Origin of the sequence: Cellulomonas avistercoris (assembly GCF_014836445.1) — a bacterium.
GTDB lineage: Bacteria > Actinomycetota > Actinomycetes > Actinomycetales > Cellulomonadaceae > Cellulomonas > Cellulomonas avistercoris.
On the sequence record NZ_JACSQV010000006.1, the window covers coordinates 1 to 18,708 of the forward strand.

The following is an 18,708-nucleotide window of genomic DNA, read 5'->3' on the forward strand; positions in this document are numbered from 1 at the left end:
AGCAGGGCCAGGGCTGACGAGAAGAGACCCGGGCACGGCCCCCGCACGGGGGCCGTGCCCGAGCACCGCGCCGTCGCGCGCGGTGCAGGCACGGGCCCGCCGTGGGCACCCCCCTCCCGCGGCGGGCCTTCGTGCACCCTGCGGGGCGTGCGTCAGGCCCGGCAGGTGCGTCAGGCCAGGTGCGTGCGCCGGGGCAGGCGTGCCGTCAGGACCGGCGCGCCGTCAGGACAGCGCGTGCCGCATGGGGTCGAGCTTCGCGCGGGACTCCGCGAGCTCGGCGGCCGGGTCGGACGCGGCGACGACGCCGCAGCCGGCGAACAGGCGCAGCCGGCGGGGGTCGTCACGGTCGACCTCGGCGGAGCGCAGCGCGATGCCCCACTCGCCGTCGCCGTCAGCGCCGAACCAGCCGACCGGGCCGGCGTACCGGCCGCGGTCCATGCCCTCGATGCGCGTGATGAGCGCGCGTGCGGCCTGCGTCGGCGTGCCGCACACCGCAGCGGTCGGGTGCAGCGCCGCGGCCAGCGCCAGGGACGAGGGGTGCGCGTCGTCGCCCTGCGGGGCCGTCAGGACGCCCGTGACGTCGGACGCGAGGTGCAGGACGTTGGGCAGCGGCAGGACGAACGGCACGTCGGGCACGTTCGACGACGAGCAGAACGGCGCGAGCGCCCGCGCGACCGACGTCACCGCGTACTCGTGCTCCTCGAGGTCCTTGGACGAGTGCGCGAGGATCGCGGCGCGACCCATGTCGGCGTCGTCGTCGCCCGTGCGCCGGATCGTGCCCGCCAGCACGCGGGACGTGACGAGCCCCCGCTCCGAGCGCACGAGCAGCTCGGGCGTCGCGCCGATCATGCCGTCGACGCTGAACGTCCAGCACGACCGGTACCGGTCGGCGAGCCGGTGCAGCGCCCAGCGCACGTCGAGCGGGTGCTCGGTGCGGGCGAGCTCGTCGCGCGCGAGCACGACCTTGTCGACCTCACCCGCGCGGATCGCGGCGACGCCGCGCGCGACCACGTCGAGCCAGGCGTCGGCGTCGACGGCGCCGTCGGTGTAGGTGACCTCGCCGGGTGCGGCCGGCGGGACGCGGCGCGGCACGAGGTCGTGCAGCCGCGGCATGGGACCGAGCTCGCCCGCCGTGCTCAGGGTCGTCAGCCACGCGCGTCCGTCGCGGCGCCCCACGACGACGCGCGGCACGACGACGACGCCGCCCGCGGGGGAGTCGTCGTCGAACGCGAAGGACCCGAAGGCGATCGGCCCGGTGCCCGGCAGGCGCACCTCGTCGCGGACGATCGCGTGCTCGAGCAGCCGGCGCCACGCCCGCTCGGCGTCGGCGAACCTGTCCGCGCCGTGCACCTCGACGCGCGCGGCCTCGCCCCACGCCACGAGCCCGTCGCCGCGGCGCACCCACGCGAGCGGGGCGTCGGGACCGAGCAGGTCGAGCAGGTCGTCGGCGTCCGGCACGTCGTCCGAGGGCAGGTCGCACGCGACGGTGCGGACCAGCAGGGGGCGGGGGACGCCGCCGGTGACGGGGGTGCTCGGCGACGTGCTCATCGCCGTCAAGGGTAGGCCCTCGGCGGCCGCCGATCGCGTCGAGGGTGGTGCGACGCTCGTCTCAGCGGGCGGGTGTCAGCGGGGCTTGCGGGCCACGACGACGTCGCGCTCGATCGCCTGGTCGACGCGGTGCGAGAGCCCCAGGAAGGGCGCGTCCTCGAGCGGCTCGAGGCCGGCGTCCTCGAGCATCGCGACCAGGTCCTCGCGCGGCAGGACCTTGGTGTTCCACGACAGGCCCATCGCGCCGCCGCGGCGCAGCACGCGCGTCCACACCGGGACGGCGTCGGTCAGCAGGTCGCGCGGCGAGCGCGACGGCGTGCGCGGGCCCGTGACGGAGCCGTGCTGGATGCCGTACGGCGCGTCCGCGACGACGACGTCGAAGAACCCGGCGCGGTACATCCGGTCGGTGTCGAGCGTGTCGCCCTGGGTGATCTCGAGCGTCTGCACGTCACCCGCGCGGTACTCGTCCTTGGTCGCCGCGAGCTCGAAGCTGGTGCGTCGGCCCAGCTTGGCGCCCGCGACCCGGACGCGGCTCGAGCTCGACCGGTGCTTGAGCCGCTTGTCCTGCAGCCACCGCGCCGCGAACGCCGTGTACGCCTCGACGTCGCGCCGGTCGACGTCGACGCCGTACGCGTCCCACCCGTACATGAGCGCCTGGTTGAGCGTCGTGCCGCGCCCGCACATCGGGTCCAGGACGCGCACGCGCGAGCCCAGGAAGCCGTCGAGGGGCAGGGCGGCCGCGGCCGTGAGGTTGAGCAGGAGACGCGTGAGCTGCTCGTTCGTCTTGCCGACGTACTTGAGGATCGTCAGCAGGTCGTCGTCGTAGCGGTCGAGCCGCTGCAGGTCGACGGGCAGCAGCGCGCCGTCGTCGCGCAGCTCGAACAGCGCGAACAGCGAGGACAGGTTGGCGAGCACGCGCAGGTCGTCCGGCGCGAGGTCGGGCGCGTCGACCACCAGGTACGCCACGCCGCCGATCGTGCGCTCGACGGGCCCGCCGCGTGCACCGACCCGCCCGTCGAGGAGGAGCTCGTCGAGCGCGAGCAGCTCGTTGCGCACGAGACGCGCGGCCTGCTGCGAGTAGACCCGGTTCGCCGAGGGCTGGACGAGGATCGCGTACTGCGGCATGGGTGGTGACGCCCCCGGGGGTCGGCTCTGCGGCCCGGCCGACGCCGGGCCCACGGCGCACGCTACCCGAGCACGGTGCGCGCCCTGCCGTGCGGACCTGCGACCATGGGCGCATGCCTCGCGCCGCCCTCGACAAGGACCCCCGCGACGTCGCCGCCATGTTCGACGCGGTCGCGCACCGGTACGACCTCACGAACGACGTCATCTCGCTCGGGCAGGACCGCGCGTGGCGCAGGGCCACGCTGGCGGCGCTCGGCGCCGAGCGCGGCGAGACGGTGCTCGACCTCGCCGCCGGCACGGGGACGTCGAGCGAGCCGCTCGCCGACGCCGGCGTGCACGTCGTGCCGTGCGACCTGTCGACGGGCATGCTGCGCGTCGGCCGTCGCCGCCGTCCCGACCTGCCGTTCGTGGCGGGTGACGCGCTGCACCTGCCCTTCGCCGACGAGTCCTTCGACGCCGTGACGATGTCGTTCGGCCTGCGCAACGTGTCCGACGTGGACGCGGCGCTGCGCGAGCTGCTGCGCGTCACCCGCCCCGGCGGGCGCATGGTCGTGTGCGAGTTCTCCCGGCCGACGTTCGCGCCGTTCCGCACGGTGTACACGAACTACCTCATGCGTGCCCTGCCGCCCGTCGCGCGCGCGGTGTCCAAGGAGCCGGACGCGTACGTGTACCTCGCGGAGTCGATCCGCAGCTGGCCCGACCAGCGGGAGCTCGGTCTCCTGGTGCGGGACGCCGGCTGGGACAAGGTGGCCTTCCGCAACCTCTCGGGCGGGATCGTCGCGCTGCACCGCGCCACCCGCCCCTGACGTCCTCGGGCGTGATCGTGCGGTGCACCACCTGCGTCGGGGCGGCGGTCGGCGCGGGGGCAGGATGAGCACGACGACGTCCCGCGGTGCGCGGACGGCGGCGTCGCGAGGTGGTCGGCGGTGCTGGTGGCGGTGCGTCGCCAGGACGTTCGGCCCGGGCTGCCGCTGAGGTAAGCCAAGCCTTCGCAGACAGGCTCCGAGGCGCTCGTTACACTCGCCGGGGTTGCACGTGAACAACGTCACAAGTGGGGTGGCACGGTGGTCGGAGCGGTCGATGACGCGGACGTCATCGTCGTCGGCGCCGGTCCGGCCGGGTCCTCGGCCGCCTACCACTGCGCGGCCGCGGGGCTGGACGTCCTCCTGCTGGAGAAGGCGACCTTCCCGCGCGACAAGATCTGCGGCGACGGCCTGACCCCGCGCGCGGTCGCCGAGCTGGTGCGCATGGGCGTGCCGATCCGCGAGCAGGACGGCTGGATCCGCAACGTGGGCCTGCGCGTCATCGGCGGCGGCCACCGGATTGAGCTGCCGTGGCCCGAGCTGTCGAGCTACCCGTCCTACGGGCTGGCCCGTGCGCGCGCGTCCTTCGACCAGACGCTCGCCGAGCACGCCCGTGCCGCGGGCGCCAAGCTGCTCGAGGGCACGTCGGTCACGGCGCCCGTGCGCGACGAGCGCACCGGTCGCGTCGTCGGGGTCAAGGCGCGGCCCGTCGCGGCCGACGGCCGGCGCACCGTGGACGCCGGCGCCGAGGTCGAGTACCGCGCGCCCGTCGTCATCGCCGCCGACGGCGTGTCCGCGCGGCTCGCGACCGCCGTCGGGCGCGTGAAGCGCGACGACCGCCCCATGGGCGTCGCGGTCCGCACGTACTTCCGCACCCCCCGCCACGACGACCCGTGGATGGAGTCCCACCTCGAGCTGTGGGACGGGGCTCCCGGCGCCTCGAACCTCATGCCCGGGTACGGCTGGATCTTCTCGCTCGGGGACGGCACCGCGAACGTCGGGCTGGGCTCGGTGAGCTCCACGGCCGCCGCGACCAAGGTCGACTACAAGGACCTCTTCTCGCGCTGGATGGCCAACGCGCCGCGCGAGTGGGAGTTCACGCCCGACAACCAGGTCGCCCCCGTGCGCGGCGCGGCGCTCCCGATGGGCTTCAACCGCGGGCCGCTGTACGCCGACGGCCTCCTGCTCGCGGGCGACTCCGCGGGCATGATCAGCCCGTTCAACGGCGAGGGCATCGCCTACGGCCTGCAGGCCGGTAGGGTCGCTGCGGACGCGATCGCGCAGGGTCTGGCGCGCGGTTCGGCCGCCGGCCGGGAGCGGGCGCTCGCGACGTACCAGCAGCGCATGAAGGACGACCTCGGCGGGTACTACACGCTCGGTCGGGTGTTCGTGCGCCTCATCGAGCACCCCCAGGTCATGCACCTGTGCACGCGCTACGGGCTGCCCCGCCCGCTGCTCATGAAGTTCGTGCTCAAGCTGCTCTCCGACTCCTACGAACCTCGCGGCGGCGACGTGGTCGACCGCGTCATCTCCGCGCTCGCCCGGCTGGCGCCGGATGCCTGAGGCAGCGAGCATGACCCACGCGACGCAGGGCCGGCCCGGCCGGACGTCTTCGACGAGGAGGACCGCTCGATGAGCAACCCGTACGTCCCGCTCCTGGTGATGATCGGGATCGCGGCCGTCCTCGCCCTCGGTGGGGTCGGCGCGAGCGCGATCCTCGGACCCAAGCGGTACAACCGCGCGAAGCTCGAGGCCTACGAGTGCGGCATCGAACCCACGCCCCACGCCATCGGCGGCGGGCGCTTCCCGATCAAGTACTACCTGGTCGCGATGACCTTCATCATCTTCGACATCGAGGTCGTCTTCCTCTACCCGTGGGCCGTGGGCTTCGCCGAGCTCGCGACGTTCGGCCTCGTGGCGATGATGGCGTTCCTGCTGATCATCACGGTCCCGTTCGTCTACGAGTGGAAGCGCGGCGGCCTGGAGTGGGACTGACCGTGCACGGACCCGCACGACCGGGCCCCACCGCCGCCGCGACGCGCGGCCGACCGACTTCGAGGAGGAGCTGACATGGGCATCGAGGAAGCGCCCTCGGGCTTCCTGCTGACGACGGTCGAGGACCTCGTCGGCTACTTCCGCAAGGCATCGCTGTGGCCCGTCACGTTCGGGCTCGCGTGCTGCGCGATCGAGATGATGGCGGCCGGCACGAGCCGGTTCGACATCTCCCGCTTCGGCATGGAGGTCTTCCGCGCGTCGCCGCGCCAGTCCGACCTCATGATCGTGGCCGGCCGCGTGAGCCAGAAGATGGCGCCCGTCGTCCGCCAGGTGTACGACCAGATGGCCGGCCCCAAGTGGGTGCTGTCGATGGGTGTGTGCGCCTCGTCGGGCGGCATGTTCAACAACTACGCGATCGTGCAGGGGGTCGACCACATCGTCCCCGTGGACATCTACCTGCCCGGCTGCCCGCCGCGCCCCGAGATGCTGCTGCACGCGATCCTCGCGCTGCACCAGCAGATCCAGGACGAGCCGCTGGGCGTCAACCGCCAGGAGGCCGCGCGCAAGGCGCAGGAGGCCGCCATGGCCGCCACGCCCACGTCGCACATGACGGGACTGCTGCGATGAGCGACGAGGGCACGAAGCCCGCCGAGGGCACGACGCCGGGCGAGGGCACGGACCCCACGAAGGGCACCAAGCCCGTCGCGGAGTCGACGCCCCGCGAGGACGCGACGTCCCCCGCCGCCGACCGGCCGACGGAGGGCACCAAGCCCACCGCCGAGAAGGCGGACGCGTCGGCCGCGGTCAAGCCGGGCGAGCCCGCGCCGGCGGGGACGCAGCGCACGAGCGCGGCGGCCCTCGAGGCGGGGTCCCAGAACCTCCCGGCGGGCCCCGACCCGACGGGCCCGCGCACGCCGCTCGACATCGTCGACGTCCGCACCGGCATGTTCGGCGTGGCCGGCACGGGGGACACCTCGGGCTTCGGCGGTCTCGTGCGGACCGTCGCGATGCCCGGCCCCAGCGAGCGTCCCTACGGCGGCTGGTTCGACGAGGTCGTCGACGTCCTCACCGAGGTCCTCGACGAGTCCGGCACCGGCTTCGCGCACGCGGTCGAGGCCGTCGTCGTCGACCGCGGCGAGCTCACGCTCGAGGTCGCACGCGAGCACCTCGTCGAGGTCGTGCAGGCGCTGCGCGACGACCCCGACCTGCGCTTCGAGCTCTCGCTCGGGGTCTCCGGGGTCCACTTCCCGCACGACGCCGGACGCGAGCTGCACGCGGTCTACCACGTGGTGTCGGTGACCCACGGTCGACGCCTGCGGCTCGAGGTCGCGGCACCCGAGGGCGACCCGCACATCCCCTCCACCGTGGCGGTCTACCCCGCCAACGACTGGCACGAGCGCGAGACCTGGGACTTCTTCGGGATCGTGTTCGACGGCCACCCCGGTCTGGCGCGCATCGAGATGCCCGACGACTGGCCGGGCCACCCGCAGCGCAAGGACTACCCCCTCGGCGGGATCCCGGTCGAGTACAAGGGCGCGACCATCCCGCCCCCGGACCAGCGGAGGTCGTACAGCTGATGACCGCCCCCACTTCGCAGACCCCCCACGCGACCCGCCACGTGCCGCTGGACGAGACGCAGGGCGTGCCCTCGTTCGAGGCCTCGGGCGGCGACTGGTCCGACATCGCCGAGGAGGCCGCTCGCCTCGGCGAGGAGCGCATCGTCGTCAACATGGGCCCGCAGCACCCGTCGACCCACGGCGTGCTGCGGCTCATGCTCGAGATCGACGGCGAGACCGTCACCGAGGCCCGCGCCGGTATCGGCTACCTGCACACGGGCATCGAGAAGAACATGGAGTTCCGCACCTGGACCCAGGGCGTGACGTTCTGCACCCGCATGGACTACGTCGCCCCGCTGTTCCAGGAGGCGGCCTACTGCCTCGCGGTCGAGAAGCTGCTCGGCATCACCGACGACGTGCCCGAGCGCGCCTCGGTCATCCGCGTGCTGATGATGGAGCTCAACCGCATCTCCTCGCACCTGGTCTTCCTCGCGACGGGCGGCAACGAGCTCGGCGCGACGACGATCATGATCCTGGGCTTCACGGCCCGCGAGGAGATCCTCAAGGTCTTCGAGCTGATCTCCGGCCTGCGCATGAACCACGCGTACATCCGCCCCGGCGGCGTCGCGCAGGACGTGCCCCCGGGCGCCATCGACTCGGTGCGCGAGGCCATGACCACGGTCCGCGGCTACTTCCGCCAGCTCGAGGACCTCATGCTGGCCAACCCGATCCTGCAGGCGCGCATGAAGGACGTCGGGGCGCTCAGCCTCGCGGCCTGCATGTCGCTCGGCGTGACCGGCCCGCTGCTGCGCGCGACCGGCCTGCCCTACGACGTGCGCAAGACCGACCCGTACTGCGGGTACGAGACGTACGACTTCGACGTCCCGACGCAGGACGCGGCCGACTCGTGGGCGCGTCTGCTCGTCCGCATCGAGGAGTGCTACCAGTCGATGCGGATCGTCGAGCAGTGCCTCGAGCGGCTCGCGAAGCCGGGTCCGGTCATGGTCGCCGACAAGAAGATCGCGTGGCCCGCACAGCTCGCCATCGGCACCGACGGCATGGGCAACTCCCTGGACCACATCAAGGAGATCATGGGCACCTCCATGGAGGCCCTGATCCACCACTTCAAGCTGGTGACCGAGGGCTTCCGCGTGCCGGCGGGCCAGGTCTTCCAGACCGTCGAGCACCCGCGCGGCGAGCTGGGCGTCCACCTGGTCTCCGACGGGGGCACCAAGCCGTACCGGGCGCACTTCCGCGACCCGTCGTTCAACAACCTGCAGGCCGTCTCGATGATGTGCGAGGGCGGCCAGATCGCCGACGTCGTCGTCGCCGTCGCGTCGATCGACCCGGTGCTGGGAGGGGTGGACCGCTGATGTCCGTCGAGCACGCGGGCGCCCCGGCGCCCCACGACCACGGTCGGACCCCGGGGGAGCGGCACGCCACGGGCTTCGACGACGCGACGCGCGCCCGGCTGACGGCCGACGCGCAGGAGATCATCGCGCGCTACCCGCAGGCCCGCTCGGCGCTGCTGCCGATGCTGCACCTGGTGCAGGCGGAGGACGGCTACGTCAGCCCGCGCGGCATCGCGTTCTGCGCCGCGACGCTGGGCATCTCGACCGCCGAGGTCTCCGCGGTCGCGACCTTCTACACGCAGTACAAGCGGCACCCCAACGGCACCTACACGGTCGGCGTGTGCACCAACACGCTGTGCGCGGTCATGGGTGGTGACGCGATCTGGGAGGAGCTCAGCGCGCACCTCGGGATCGGGCACGACGAGACGACCGACGACGGCGCCGTGACGCTCGAGCGCATCGAGTGCAACGCCGCCTGCGACTACGCGCCCGTCGTGATGGTCAACTGGGAGTTCTTCGACAACCAGACGCCCGCCTCGGCCGTGGAGGTCGTCGACAAGCTCGTCGAGGGCGCACCCGTCGCACCGACGCGCGGCGCGTCGTCGGTCTGCACGTTCAAGGAGATGAGCCGCGTCCTGGCGGGCTTCCCCGACGGCCGTGCCGACGAGGGCGTGGGCGCCGGGCCGGCGACGGTGCGCGGCACCGTGCTGGCCCGTGAGCGCGGCTGGACGGCACCGTCGTTCGACGCCGACGAGCGCGCGGCCACGAGCGGCGCGAGCCACGGCGAGCCGGAGGCCGGCGAGGAGCAGTCCAGCGCCGACCGGGCGCCGACGACGCCGGCCGACGTCTCGCCCGCCGGCGAGCAGCGCAAGCAGAAGTCCGACGACGCGAAGGAGTCGTGATGACGACCCTGACCCCCGTGCTGTCCGCGCACTGGGACGCGGACCGGTCGTGGAAGCTCGACCGCTACGAGGCCGACGGCGGCTACCGCGGCCTGCGCCGCGCGCTGGGCATGGCACCGGCCGACGTCGTGACCGCCGTGAAGGACTCCGGGCTGCGCGGCCGCGGGGGAGCGGGCTTCCCGACGGGCATGAAGTGGGGCTTCCTGCCCGCGCCCGACGGCGGCCCCCGCTACCTCGTCGTCAACGCCGACGAGTCGGAGCCGGGCACCTGCAAGGACATCCCGCTGATGCTGGCGAGCCCGCAGGACCTCATCGAGGGCGTGATCATCACGTCCTACGCGATCGGCTGCCACCACGCGTTCATCTACGTGCGCGGCGAGGTCGTGCACGTCTACCGCCGGCTGCTCGAGGCCGTCCGCGAGGCGCGCGAGGCCGGGTACGTGGGCACCGACATCCTCGGGTCGGGCTTCGACCTCGAGATCACGGTGCACGCCGGCGCCGGTGCGTACATCTGCGGCGAGGAGACGGCGCTGCTCGACTCTCTCGAGGGCCTGCGCGGCCAGCCGCGCCTGAAGCCGCCGTTCCCCGCGGTCGCCGGTCTGTACGCGCGGCCGACCGTGGTCAACAACGTCGAGTCCGTCGCGTCCGTGCCCGGCATCCTCGTCGGCGGTGCCGACTGGTTCACGTCGATGGGCACCGAGCGCTCCGCGGGCCACGGCCTGTTCTCGCTGTCGGGCCACGTCACGCGGCCCGGGCAGTACGAGGCTCCGCTGGGCATCACGCTGCGCGAGCTGCTCGACATGGCGGGCGGCGTGCGCGAGGGGCACGAGCTGAAGTTCTGGACGCCCGGCGGGTCGTCGACGCCGATCTTCACGGCGGAGCACCTCGACGTGCCGCTCGACTACGAGTCCGTCGGCAAGGCGGGCTCCATGCTCGGGACGCGCGCGCTGCAGATCTTCGACGAGACGACGTCCGTCGTGAAGGCCGTGTCGCGCTGGATCCAGTTCTACAAGCACGAGTCCTGCGGCAAGTGCACGCCCTGCCGCGAGGGCACGTTCTGGCTCGCCCAGATCATGGCGCGCCTCGAGGCCGGGCAGGGCACGCCGCAGGACATCGACCTGCTGCTCGACCTGTGCGACAACATCCTCGGACGCGCGTTCTGCGCGCTCGGCGACGGTGCGACGAGCCCCGTGACGAGCGCCATCCAGTACTTCCGGGAGGAGTTCGAGGCGGGCACGCACACGCCCGCCGACGTCCTGTTCCCGCCCGAGCGCAGCGCGCTCTTCGACTACACGCCGCGTCACAGCACGCAGCTGGCGGGGGTGCACGCATGACCACCACGACCCCGAGGGCCACCGACACCACGCCCCTGGTGCCGGCCGCGCCGCCCGTCGTGGCTCCCGAGCCGACCGCGACGGTGACGTTCACGGTCGACGGCATCGAGACGACCGTGCCGAAGGGCACGCTCGTCATCCGCGCCGCCGAGCAGCTCGGGATCCAGATCCCGCGGTTCTGCGACCACCCGCTGCTCGCGCCCGCCGGCGCGTGCCGCCAGTGCCTCGTCGAGGTGTGGGCACCCGGCCGCGACGGCAACGTCGCCAAGATGCCCAAGCCGCAGGCGTCGTGCACGCTCGAGGCCACCCCGGGCATGCAGGTCAAGACGCAGCACACGTCGCCCGAGGCCGACAAGGCCCAGCACGGCGTCATGGAGCTGCTGCTCATCAACCACCCGCTCGACTGCCCGGTCTGCGACAAGGGCGGCGAGTGCCCCCTGCAGAACCAGGCGATGAGCAACGGGCGCGCCGCGACGCGGTTCGTCGACGTCAAGCGGACGTTCCCCAAGCCGATCGCCGTCTCGACGCAGATCCTGCTCGACCGTGAGCGGTGCATCCTGTGCCAGCGGTGCACGCGGTTCTCCGAGGAGATCGCGGGCGACGTGTGGATCGACCTGCAGAAGCGCGGTGCCGCGCAGCAGATCGGCACGTTCGACACCCGGGTGCTGGGGTTCGCGGGCGACACGCCCGTGGGCGCGTCCACGCTCGACACGAGCGGCCGGCCGTTCGCCTCGTACTTCTCGGGCAACACCGTGCAGATCTGCCCGGTCGGCGCGCTCACGTCCGCCGCCTACCGGTTCCGCTCGCGGCCGTTCGACCTCGTGTCGGCGGCGTCGATCGCGGAGCACGACGCCAACGGCTCCGCGATCCGCGTCGACCACCGGCGCGGCGTGGTGCTGCGGCGCCTCGCGGGCGACGACCCGGCGGTCAACCAGGAGTGGATCACCGACAAGGACCGGTTCGGGTTCCACTGGCAGTCGGCGCCGGACCGCGTCACGACGCCGCTCGTGCGCCGGCAGCTGGCCGACGGCACGCGCGGCGAGCTCGAGCCGTGCTCGTGGACCGAGGCGCTCGACACGGCCGCCGCCGGGCTGCGGGGCGCGACCGTGGGCGTGCTGCCCGGGGGGCGCCTCACGCTCGAGGACGCCTACGCGTACTCCAAGCTCGCACGCACCGTGCTCGGCACCAACGACGTCGACCACCGCGCGCGTCCGCACTCGGCGGAGGAGGAGGCCTTCCTCGGTCACCACGTCGCCGGCCGCACGCTGCGCGTGACGTTCGGTGACCTGGCGGCCGCACCTGCCGTGCTGTGCGTCGGGTACGAGCCCGAGGAGGAGGGCGGCATCGCCTTCCTGCGGCTGCGCTCGTCGGTCGTCGCCGGCCGCACGCGGGTCTTCGCGGTCGCCGCACTGGCCAGCCGCGGCATCGAGCGGCTCGACGGCACGCTCCTGGCCGCCGCCCCGGGCACCGAGCCCGAGGTGCTCGACGCGATCACGACGGGCGCGGACGACGTGCTCGGCGTCACCGCCGAGGCGCTGGGTGCCGAGGGCGCCGTGATCCTCGTCGGTGAGCGTGCGGCGACGGTGCCCGGTGCGCTGACCGCCGTGCTGCGCCTCGCCGAGCGCACGGGGGCACGCGTCGCGTGGATCCCGCGGCGTGCCGGTGAGCGCGGTGCGATCGAGGCCGGCACGCTGCCGACGCTCCTGCCGGGCGGACGCCCGGTCGCCGACCCGTCGGCGCGCGTCGACGTGGCCGCCGTCTGGGGCGTCGACGACCTGCCCGCGACGCCGGGACGCAGCGCCGACGAGATCCTCGCCGCAGCCGCGGCCGGGCAGCTCGGTGCGCTCGTCGTCGGCGGCGTGGACCCGGCCGACCACGCGGACCCCGTGCTCGCGCGGGCCGCGCTCGACGCCGTGCCGTTCCTCGTCTCGCTCGAGGTGCGGCGCAGCGAGGTCACCGACCGCGCGGACGTCGTGCTGCCCGTGGCCCCGCCGGTCGAGAAGGCCGGCACGTTCGTCACCTGGGAGGGGCGTCCGCGCCCGTTCGCGCAGGTGCTCACGACGACCCACCTGTCCGACTTCCGCGTGCTCGACCGGCTGGCCGACGCCCTGGGCGCCGACCTCGGTCTGCTCACGCTGGCGGACGTGCACGCCGAGCTGGACCAGCTCGGCGGCTGGGACGGCGTCCGCGTCGAGCAGCCCGCGACGAGCCCGGCGGAGCCGCCCGCGGTGCCACCGGGTCACGCGGTGCTCGCGACGTGGCACCAGCTGCTCGACGCCGGTCGTCTGCAGGACGGCGAGCCGTACCTGGCGGGCACCGCGAAGCAGCCGGTCGCGCGCGTCTCGCCGGTGACCGCGCAGGCGGCGGGTCTCGCCGACGGCGACGACGTGGCCGTCAGCACGGACCGCGGCACGGTTACGGCAGCGGTGCAGGTCACCGACATGGCCGACCACGTCGTGTGGCTGGCGACCAACCCGCGCGGTGCCGCGGTGCGCGACGTGCTCGGTGCGGTCGGTGGCACGGTCGTCCGGCTCGCACCCGCGGGCCGCAGCGACGCCCCGGGCGTCACGGCGCACGCCGGCTCCGGACTGACCGGGGACACCGCGGAGGCCGTCGCCGGCGTCCGCGTGGACGAGGAGGAGCGGGCATGAGCGGGTGGGCCACGGCGCTGGGTGCGCTGCCGACCGCGGTCGGCGGCGGGACGGCCGGCCCGGTCTCGGCGGACTTCAGCCAGGACGTGTTCTGGGTGTGGCTGCTCAAGGCCGTCGGGATCATCGTCTTCCTGCTGACCAGCGTCCTGATCGCCATCTGGTTCGAGCGGCGGGTCGTCGCGCGCATGCAGCTGCGTCCAGGGCCCAACGTGCACGGGCCGCTCGGCCTGCTGCAGTCGCTCGCGGACGCCATGAAGCTCCTGGTCAAGGAGGACGTCACCGTCCGGGCGGCGGACAAGCTCGTCTACATCCTCGCGCCGATGATCGCGGTGCTGTGCTCGCTGCTGGTGTACGCGGTCATCCCGTTCGGGCCCGAGGTGAGCATCTTCGGGGTCGTCACGCCGCTGCAGCTCACGGACTTCTCCGTGGCCGTGCTCTACATCCTGGCGTGCGCGGCGGTCGGCGTGTACGGCATCGTCCTGGGCGGCTGGTCCTCCAACTCGACGTACCCGCTGCTCGGTGGCGTCCGCTCGACCGCGCAGGTCATCTCCTACGAGCTCGCGATGGGCCTGTCGCTGGTCAGCGTGTTCATCATGGCCGGGTCGATGTCGACGTCGCAGATCGTGGACTCCCAGACGCAGATCTGGTGGTTCCTGCCCCTGCTGCCCGCGTTCGTCATCTACCTCATCTCGATGGTCGGCGAGACCAACCGCCTGCCGTTCGACCTCCCCGAGGCCGAGGGCGAGCTCGTCGGTGGGTACACCACCGAGTACTCGTCGATGAAGTTCGCGTGGTTCTTCCTCGCCGAGTACATCAACATGCTCAACGTGTCGGCGGTCGCCACCACGCTGTTCTTCGGCGGCTGGCGCGCCCCGTGGCCGATCTCGGCCATCAACGACGGCATGTTCAACACCGGCTGGTGGCCCGTCCTGTGGTTCGTCGCCAAGGTCTGGCTGTTCATGTTCGTGTTCGTGTGGATCCGCGGCTCGGTGCTGCGCTTCCGGTACGACCAGTTCATGAAGATCGGCTGGAAGATCCTCATCCCGGCGGCCCTCGTCTGGGTCGTGTGCGTGACGCTCGTGCAGGCCGCGCGCCAGCTGTGGGACGTCGACCTGCGCACGCTGCTCTTCGGGCTCGCGGGTGTCGTCGTCGTCGGGCTGGTCCTGTCCTTCCTGGTGCCGGAGAAGAAGCCCGAGCCGACCCCCGAGCCGACGGAGCCGCAGGACTTCGACCCCTTCGCCGACGGCTACCCGGTGCCGCCGCTGCCGGGGCAGGTCCTGCCCCCGTCCCCCCGCGCGCAGCGCCGCCTCGCGGCGACCGACGCCGCCGACCCGTCCGAACCCGAGACCCCGCTGGAGGTGCGCGGTGGCTGAGCAGCGCAAGAAGAGGCCCGCGCCCGACGCGTCCGCGTCCGGTGCGGGTGCGCCCGGTGGCCAGGTGCAGCCCACGCCGCGTACCGGCGGGGCCGTCGACCGCCCGTCGTCCGAGTACGAGTCGCTCATCGAGAAGCGCTCGGGCCTGAGCGAGCTGCTCGCGCCCGTCGCCGGCTTCGGCGTGACGTTCGCGAACATGTTCAAGCCCACCGTCACGGAGCAGTACCCGCGCGAGCAGGTGCCGACCAAGCCGCGCTACCACGGCCGGCACCAGCTCAACCGCTACGCCGACGGCCTCGAGAAGTGCATCGGCTGCGAGCTGTGCGCGTGGGCGTGCCCCGCGGACGCGATCTACGTCGAGGGCGGCGACAACACCCCCGACGCGCAGTTCTCGCCGGGGGAGCGCTACGGCCGCGTCTACCAGATCAACTACCTGCGCTGCATCTTCTGCGGCCTGTGCATCGAGGCGTGCCCCACGCGCGCCCTGACGATGACCAACGAGTACGAGCTGGCCGGCCCGACGCGTCCCGGGATGATCTGGGAGAAGCAGGACCTGCTCGCGCCGCTGCGCTCGGGACAGCTCGCCGCGCCGCACCCGATGGTCGAGGGGACGTCCGACACGGACTACTACCGCGGTGAGGTCACCGGGGTCACGGACGACCAGGTCGCGTGGGTCGCGGAGCACCGGCCCGACGACCCGACGCTGCCCGAGAACGCCGCGAAGGGTGCCACGGTCCCCGACCTGGGCGAGACGCGTCTCGCGCAGCGCGCGATCACGGCCGCCGCGCACCGCCAGGGGGGTGCCAGGTGAACCCGCTGCTCACCGCGCTGCCGGCCGCCGCCGGCGCGCTGACGGACTCCGGCCAGACGAGCACGGCCGAGGCCGTGCTGTTCTGGGTCCTCGCGCCGCTCATGGTGCTCGCGGCGCTGGGCCTGCTCCTGGCCCGCAAGGCCGTGCACGCGGCGCTGGCGGTCATCTTCATCATGATCTCGCTCGCGTTCATGTACGTCGCCCAGGGGGCCGAGTTCCTCGGCGTCGTGCAGGTCGTCGTCTACACCGGCGCCGTGATGATGCTCTTCCTGTTCGTCCTCATGCTCGTCGGCGTCGACCGCTCGGACTCGCTCGTGGAGACCATCCGCGGCCAGCGCTGGATCGGCGTGCTCGCGGGCCTCGGGCTGGGTGTCGTGCTCGCAGGCGTCGTCGGACGGGCCACGTACGACCCGCCGGTCGGGCTCGCCGAGGCGAACGCGCCGTCGAACCCCGAGGCCGTCGCGCACGTGCTCTTCGCCGACCACGTGCTGGCCATGGAGGCCGTCGGCGCCCTGCTGGTCGTCGCGGCGCTCGGTGCCCTGGTGCTCACGCACCGCGGTCGCCTCGTGCCGAAGGTGGGCCAGCGCGAGCGCGCCGAGCGCCGCCTGCGCGACGGCGTGCACCCGGTCTCGCTGCCTGCCCCCGGCGTCTACGCCCGGCACAACGCCATGGACGTCCCGGCGCTGCTGCCCGACGGCACGCCGCTCGAGAGCTCGGTGCCGCGCGTGCTGCGCGTGCGCGGGCAGGAGGCGGACGCGCGCGAGTACGCGGCGCGCATCGACCGTGTCCTCGCGGGCGGCTGGGCGGTCGGCGCGGGCACGTTCACGTCCGACGACGAGTACGTCGGGGGCCCGCAGGGCGCCGTCACCGGTGGGGTCGTCGTGCACGACCCCTCCGCCGGGCCGGACGGCCCCGCGGACCGGCCGACCGACGCCCCGACCCACGACGAGGAGGACGGCCGGTGAGCCTCACCCACTACCTGGTGCTGGCCGCGATCCTGTTCGCGATCGGCGCGACCACGGTGCTGCTGCGGCGCAACGCGATCATCGTGTTCATGGGCGTCGAGCTGATGCTCAACTCGACCAACCTGCTGCTCGTGACGTTCGCGCGCCTGCACGGCAACCTGTCCGGCCAGGTGCTCGCGTTCTTCGTCATGGTCGTCGCGGCGGCCGAGGTGGTCGTCGGGCTGGCGATCATCGTCTCCATCTTCCGGACCAGGCGCTCGGCGTCGGTCGACGACGTCAACCTGCTGAAGAGCTGAGGGGCAGCACGTGCACACCCTGATCTCCCTGACCGCGCCTGCCGTGCTGCCGGCGGTCGACCCGGTCGTCGCGGCCCCCGAGTGGAGCGGCGGGCAGGCGGCCGTCTGGCTCGTCGCGCTGCCGCTGCTGTCCGCTGCGGTGCTCCTGCTGCTCGGCCGCCGTGCCGACCGGTGGGGCCACTGGCTCGGCGTCCTCGCCTCGGCCGGCGCCTTCGTCGTCGGCGTCGTGCTGCTCCTGGCCGTGCTCGGCCAGCCCGCGGGCCAGCGCGTGCACGACGTGCACCTGGCCACGTGGCTGGACGCCGGCGCCCTGAGCATCGACGCCGGCCTGCGGGTGGACCCGCTGTCGCTGACGTTCGTCCTGCTCGTGACCTTCGTCGGCACCCTGATCCACGTGTACTCCGTGGCGTACATGGAGCACGACGCGGCGCGGCGCCGGTTCTTCGCCTACCTCAACCTGTTCGTCGCGGCGATGCTCCTGCTGGTCCTCGCGGACTCGTACGTGCTGCTCTTCGTCGGCTGGGAGGGCGTCGGCCTCGCGTCGTACCTGCTCATCGGGTTCTGGAACCACCACACGCCGTACGCGGTCGCCGCGAAGAAGGCGTTCGTGGCCAACCGCATCGGCGACGTCGGCCTCCTGGTCGCGATGGGGCTGCTGTTCGCGACGTTCGGGAGCCTCGACTTCGCGACCGTCGAGGCGGGTGCCGTCTCCGGCGACGTCTCGCAGGGCACGCTCACCGCGATCGGCCTCATGCTCCTGCTCGCCGCGTGCGGCAAGTCGGCGCAGTTCCCGCTGCAGTCGTGGCTCGGTGACGCGATGGCCGGCCCGACGCCCGTGTCGGCGCTCATCCACGCCGCGACCATGGTCACCGCGGGCGTCTACCTGATCATCCGGTCCGGCGCCGTGTTCACGGCCGCGCCGACGGCCCAGCTCGTCGTCGCGATCGTCGGTGCGATCACCCTGCTCTTCGGGGCGATCGTCGGCTGTGCCAAGGACGACATCAAGAAGGCGCTGGCCGCCTCCACGATGTCGCAGATCGGGTACATGGTGCTGGCCGCGGGCCTGGGGCCCATCGGCTACGCGTTCGCGATCTTCCACCTGGTGACGCACGGCTTCTTCAAGGCCGGCATGTTCCTCGGTGCCGGGTCCGTCATGCACGGCATGGACGACCAGGTCGACATGCGGCGCTTCGGCGGCCTCGGCCGGTACATGAAGATCACGTACTTCACGTTCATGGCCGGCTGGCTCGCGATCCTCGGGATCCCGCCGTTCGCCGGGTTCTTCAGCAAGGACAAGATCATCGAGGCGGCGTTCGTGCCCGTCGACGGTCAGCCGTGGCGCGCGTGGGTCTTCGGCGGCGTCGCGCTCGTCGGCGCGGGCATCACGGCCTTCTACATGTCCCGCCTGTTCTTCATGACGTTCGAGGGGCAGAAGCGCTGGAGCAGGAAGAAGGACGGCAGCGAGCAGCACCCGCACGAGTCCCCGGCGCTGATGACCTGGCCGATGATCGTGCTCGCGGTCGGGTCCGTCGGTCTGGGCTGGGTGCTCTCGAGCGTCGGCTTCGTCGAGTGGCTCGAGCCGTCCGTCGGGCACGCCGAGCACGGCGAGCCCGTGCTCGCGGTCCCGGTCCTCATCGGGCTCACGCTCGTCGCCGTGGCGCTCGGGCTCGTCCTCGCGTGGCGCCACTACGCGGTCTCGACCGTGCCGGTGACGCCGCCCCTGGGCACCGTGGTCACCCGTGCCGCGCGCGTCGACCTCTACCAGGACGCCGTCAACGACGCGCTGCTCGTCGCACCCGGCCAGTACCTCACGCGGTCGCTGGTGTACGGCGACAAGGCCGTGGTCGACGGTGCGGTGACCGGGGTCGCCCGGGCGACGGTCGGCGTCGGTGACGTCGTCCGCCGGGTCCAGAACGGGTTCGCCCGCTCGTACGCCGCCGTCATGGTCGTCGGCGTCGTCGCGCTGGCGGTCGTCGTCCTCGCCGTGCGCGGCTGAC

General features: G+C 73.0%; 16 protein-coding genes. 14 read left to right on the forward strand and 2 right to left on the reverse strand.

Annotated features, from left to right (window positions below; translation table 11 throughout):
- Window positions 1–222: 222 nt before the first annotated feature.
- Together H9657_RS08110 and H9657_RS08115 are read right to left on the reverse strand one after the other, a co-directional pair.
- A complete protein-coding gene (locus H9657_RS08110) occupies window positions 223–1,548 on the reverse strand; it encodes an isochorismate synthase (protein WP_191782211.1) in 1,326 nt (441 codons plus the stop codon).
- 75 nt (window positions 1,549–1,623) lie between these two features.
- Window positions 1,624–2,673 carry a TRM11 family SAM-dependent methyltransferase gene (locus H9657_RS08115; protein WP_191782214.1) on the reverse strand — a complete coding sequence of 350 codons (1,050 nt, stop codon included), beginning with the start codon at window positions 2,671–2,673 and terminating at the stop codon, window positions 1,624–1,626.
- A gap of 113 nt (window positions 2,674–2,786) precedes the next feature.
- On the opposite strand from H9657_RS08115, the gene H9657_RS08120 reads away from it, so the two are divergent.
- From H9657_RS08120 to nuoL, 14 genes are all read left to right on the forward strand, one after another.
- Window positions 2,787–3,479, forward strand: coding sequence for a demethylmenaquinone methyltransferase (locus H9657_RS08120; RefSeq protein ID WP_191782216.1), 693 nt, complete (start codon window positions 2,787–2,789; stop codon window positions 3,477–3,479).
- A 258-nt stretch (window positions 3,480–3,737) separates the two neighbouring features.
- On the forward strand, window positions 3,738–5,039 hold the full coding sequence (locus H9657_RS08125) for a geranylgeranyl reductase family protein (RefSeq protein WP_191782220.1): 1,302 nt from the start codon (window positions 3,738–3,740) through the stop codon (window positions 5,037–5,039).
- 69 nt (window positions 5,040–5,108) lie between these two features.
- Window positions 5,109–5,471, forward strand: a complete 363-nt coding sequence (locus H9657_RS08130) for an NADH-quinone oxidoreductase subunit A (RefSeq protein WP_191782222.1) — start codon at window positions 5,109–5,111, stop codon at window positions 5,469–5,471.
- A gap of 75 nt (window positions 5,472–5,546) precedes the next feature.
- Window positions 5,547–6,098 carry a NuoB/complex I 20 kDa subunit family protein gene (locus H9657_RS08135; RefSeq protein ID WP_191782225.1) on the forward strand — a complete coding sequence of 184 codons (552 nt, stop codon included), beginning with the start codon at window positions 5,547–5,549 and terminating at the stop codon, window positions 6,096–6,098.
- Between the two features lie 296 nt (window positions 6,099–6,394).
- Entirely contained in the window at window positions 6,395–7,048 is a 654-nt protein-coding gene (locus H9657_RS08140; protein WP_404813149.1) for an NADH-quinone oxidoreductase subunit C, read from the forward strand.
- The gene (locus tag H9657_RS08145) at window positions 7,048–8,400 is read left to right on the forward strand and encodes an NADH-quinone oxidoreductase subunit D (protein ID WP_191782229.1); all 1,353 of its coding nucleotides are present in this window, start codon (window positions 7,048–7,050) and stop codon (window positions 8,398–8,400) included. Before H9657_RS08140 ends, H9657_RS08145 begins: the two co-directional genes overlap by 1 nt.
- Window positions 8,400–9,281, forward strand: coding sequence for an NADH-quinone oxidoreductase subunit NuoE (nuoE, locus tag H9657_RS08150; RefSeq protein WP_191782232.1), 882 nt, complete (start codon window positions 8,400–8,402; stop codon window positions 9,279–9,281). Before H9657_RS08145 ends, nuoE begins: the two co-directional genes overlap by 1 nt.
- Complete coding sequence (gene nuoF, locus H9657_RS08155; protein WP_191782234.1) at window positions 9,281–10,615, forward strand: NADH-quinone oxidoreductase subunit NuoF; 1,335 nt, start codon at window positions 9,281–9,283, stop codon at window positions 10,613–10,615. The genes nuoE and nuoF overlap by 1 nt, the downstream gene beginning before the upstream one ends.
- Window positions 10,612–13,266: an NADH-quinone oxidoreductase subunit G gene (locus tag H9657_RS08160; protein ID WP_191782236.1), complete on the forward strand. Its 2,655-nt coding sequence runs from the start codon at window positions 10,612–10,614 to the stop codon at window positions 13,264–13,266. Before nuoF ends, H9657_RS08160 begins: the two co-directional genes overlap by 4 nt.
- Window positions 13,263–14,639 carry an NADH-quinone oxidoreductase subunit NuoH gene (nuoH, locus tag H9657_RS08165; protein WP_225214953.1) on the forward strand — a complete coding sequence of 459 codons (1,377 nt, stop codon included), beginning with the start codon at window positions 13,263–13,265 and terminating at the stop codon, window positions 14,637–14,639. Before H9657_RS08160 ends, nuoH begins: the two co-directional genes overlap by 4 nt.
- Window positions 14,632–15,450, forward strand: coding sequence for an NADH-quinone oxidoreductase subunit NuoI (gene nuoI, locus H9657_RS08170; protein ID WP_404813144.1), 819 nt, complete (start codon window positions 14,632–14,634; stop codon window positions 15,448–15,450). The genes nuoH and nuoI overlap by 8 nt, the downstream gene beginning before the upstream one ends.
- A complete protein-coding gene (locus H9657_RS08175) occupies window positions 15,447–16,415 on the forward strand; it encodes an NADH-quinone oxidoreductase subunit J (RefSeq protein WP_191782238.1) in 969 nt (322 codons plus the stop codon). Before nuoI ends, H9657_RS08175 begins: the two co-directional genes overlap by 4 nt.
- Window positions 16,412–16,711: an NADH-quinone oxidoreductase subunit NuoK gene (gene nuoK / locus H9657_RS08180; RefSeq protein WP_191782240.1), complete on the forward strand. Its 300-nt coding sequence runs from the start codon at window positions 16,412–16,414 to the stop codon at window positions 16,709–16,711. Before H9657_RS08175 ends, nuoK begins: the two co-directional genes overlap by 4 nt.
- A gap of 10 nt (window positions 16,712–16,721) precedes the next feature.
- Entirely contained in the window at window positions 16,722–18,707 is a 1,986-nt protein-coding gene (gene nuoL, locus H9657_RS08185; protein WP_404813145.1) for an NADH-quinone oxidoreductase subunit L, read from the forward strand.
- Window position 18,708 lies beyond the last annotated feature (1 nt).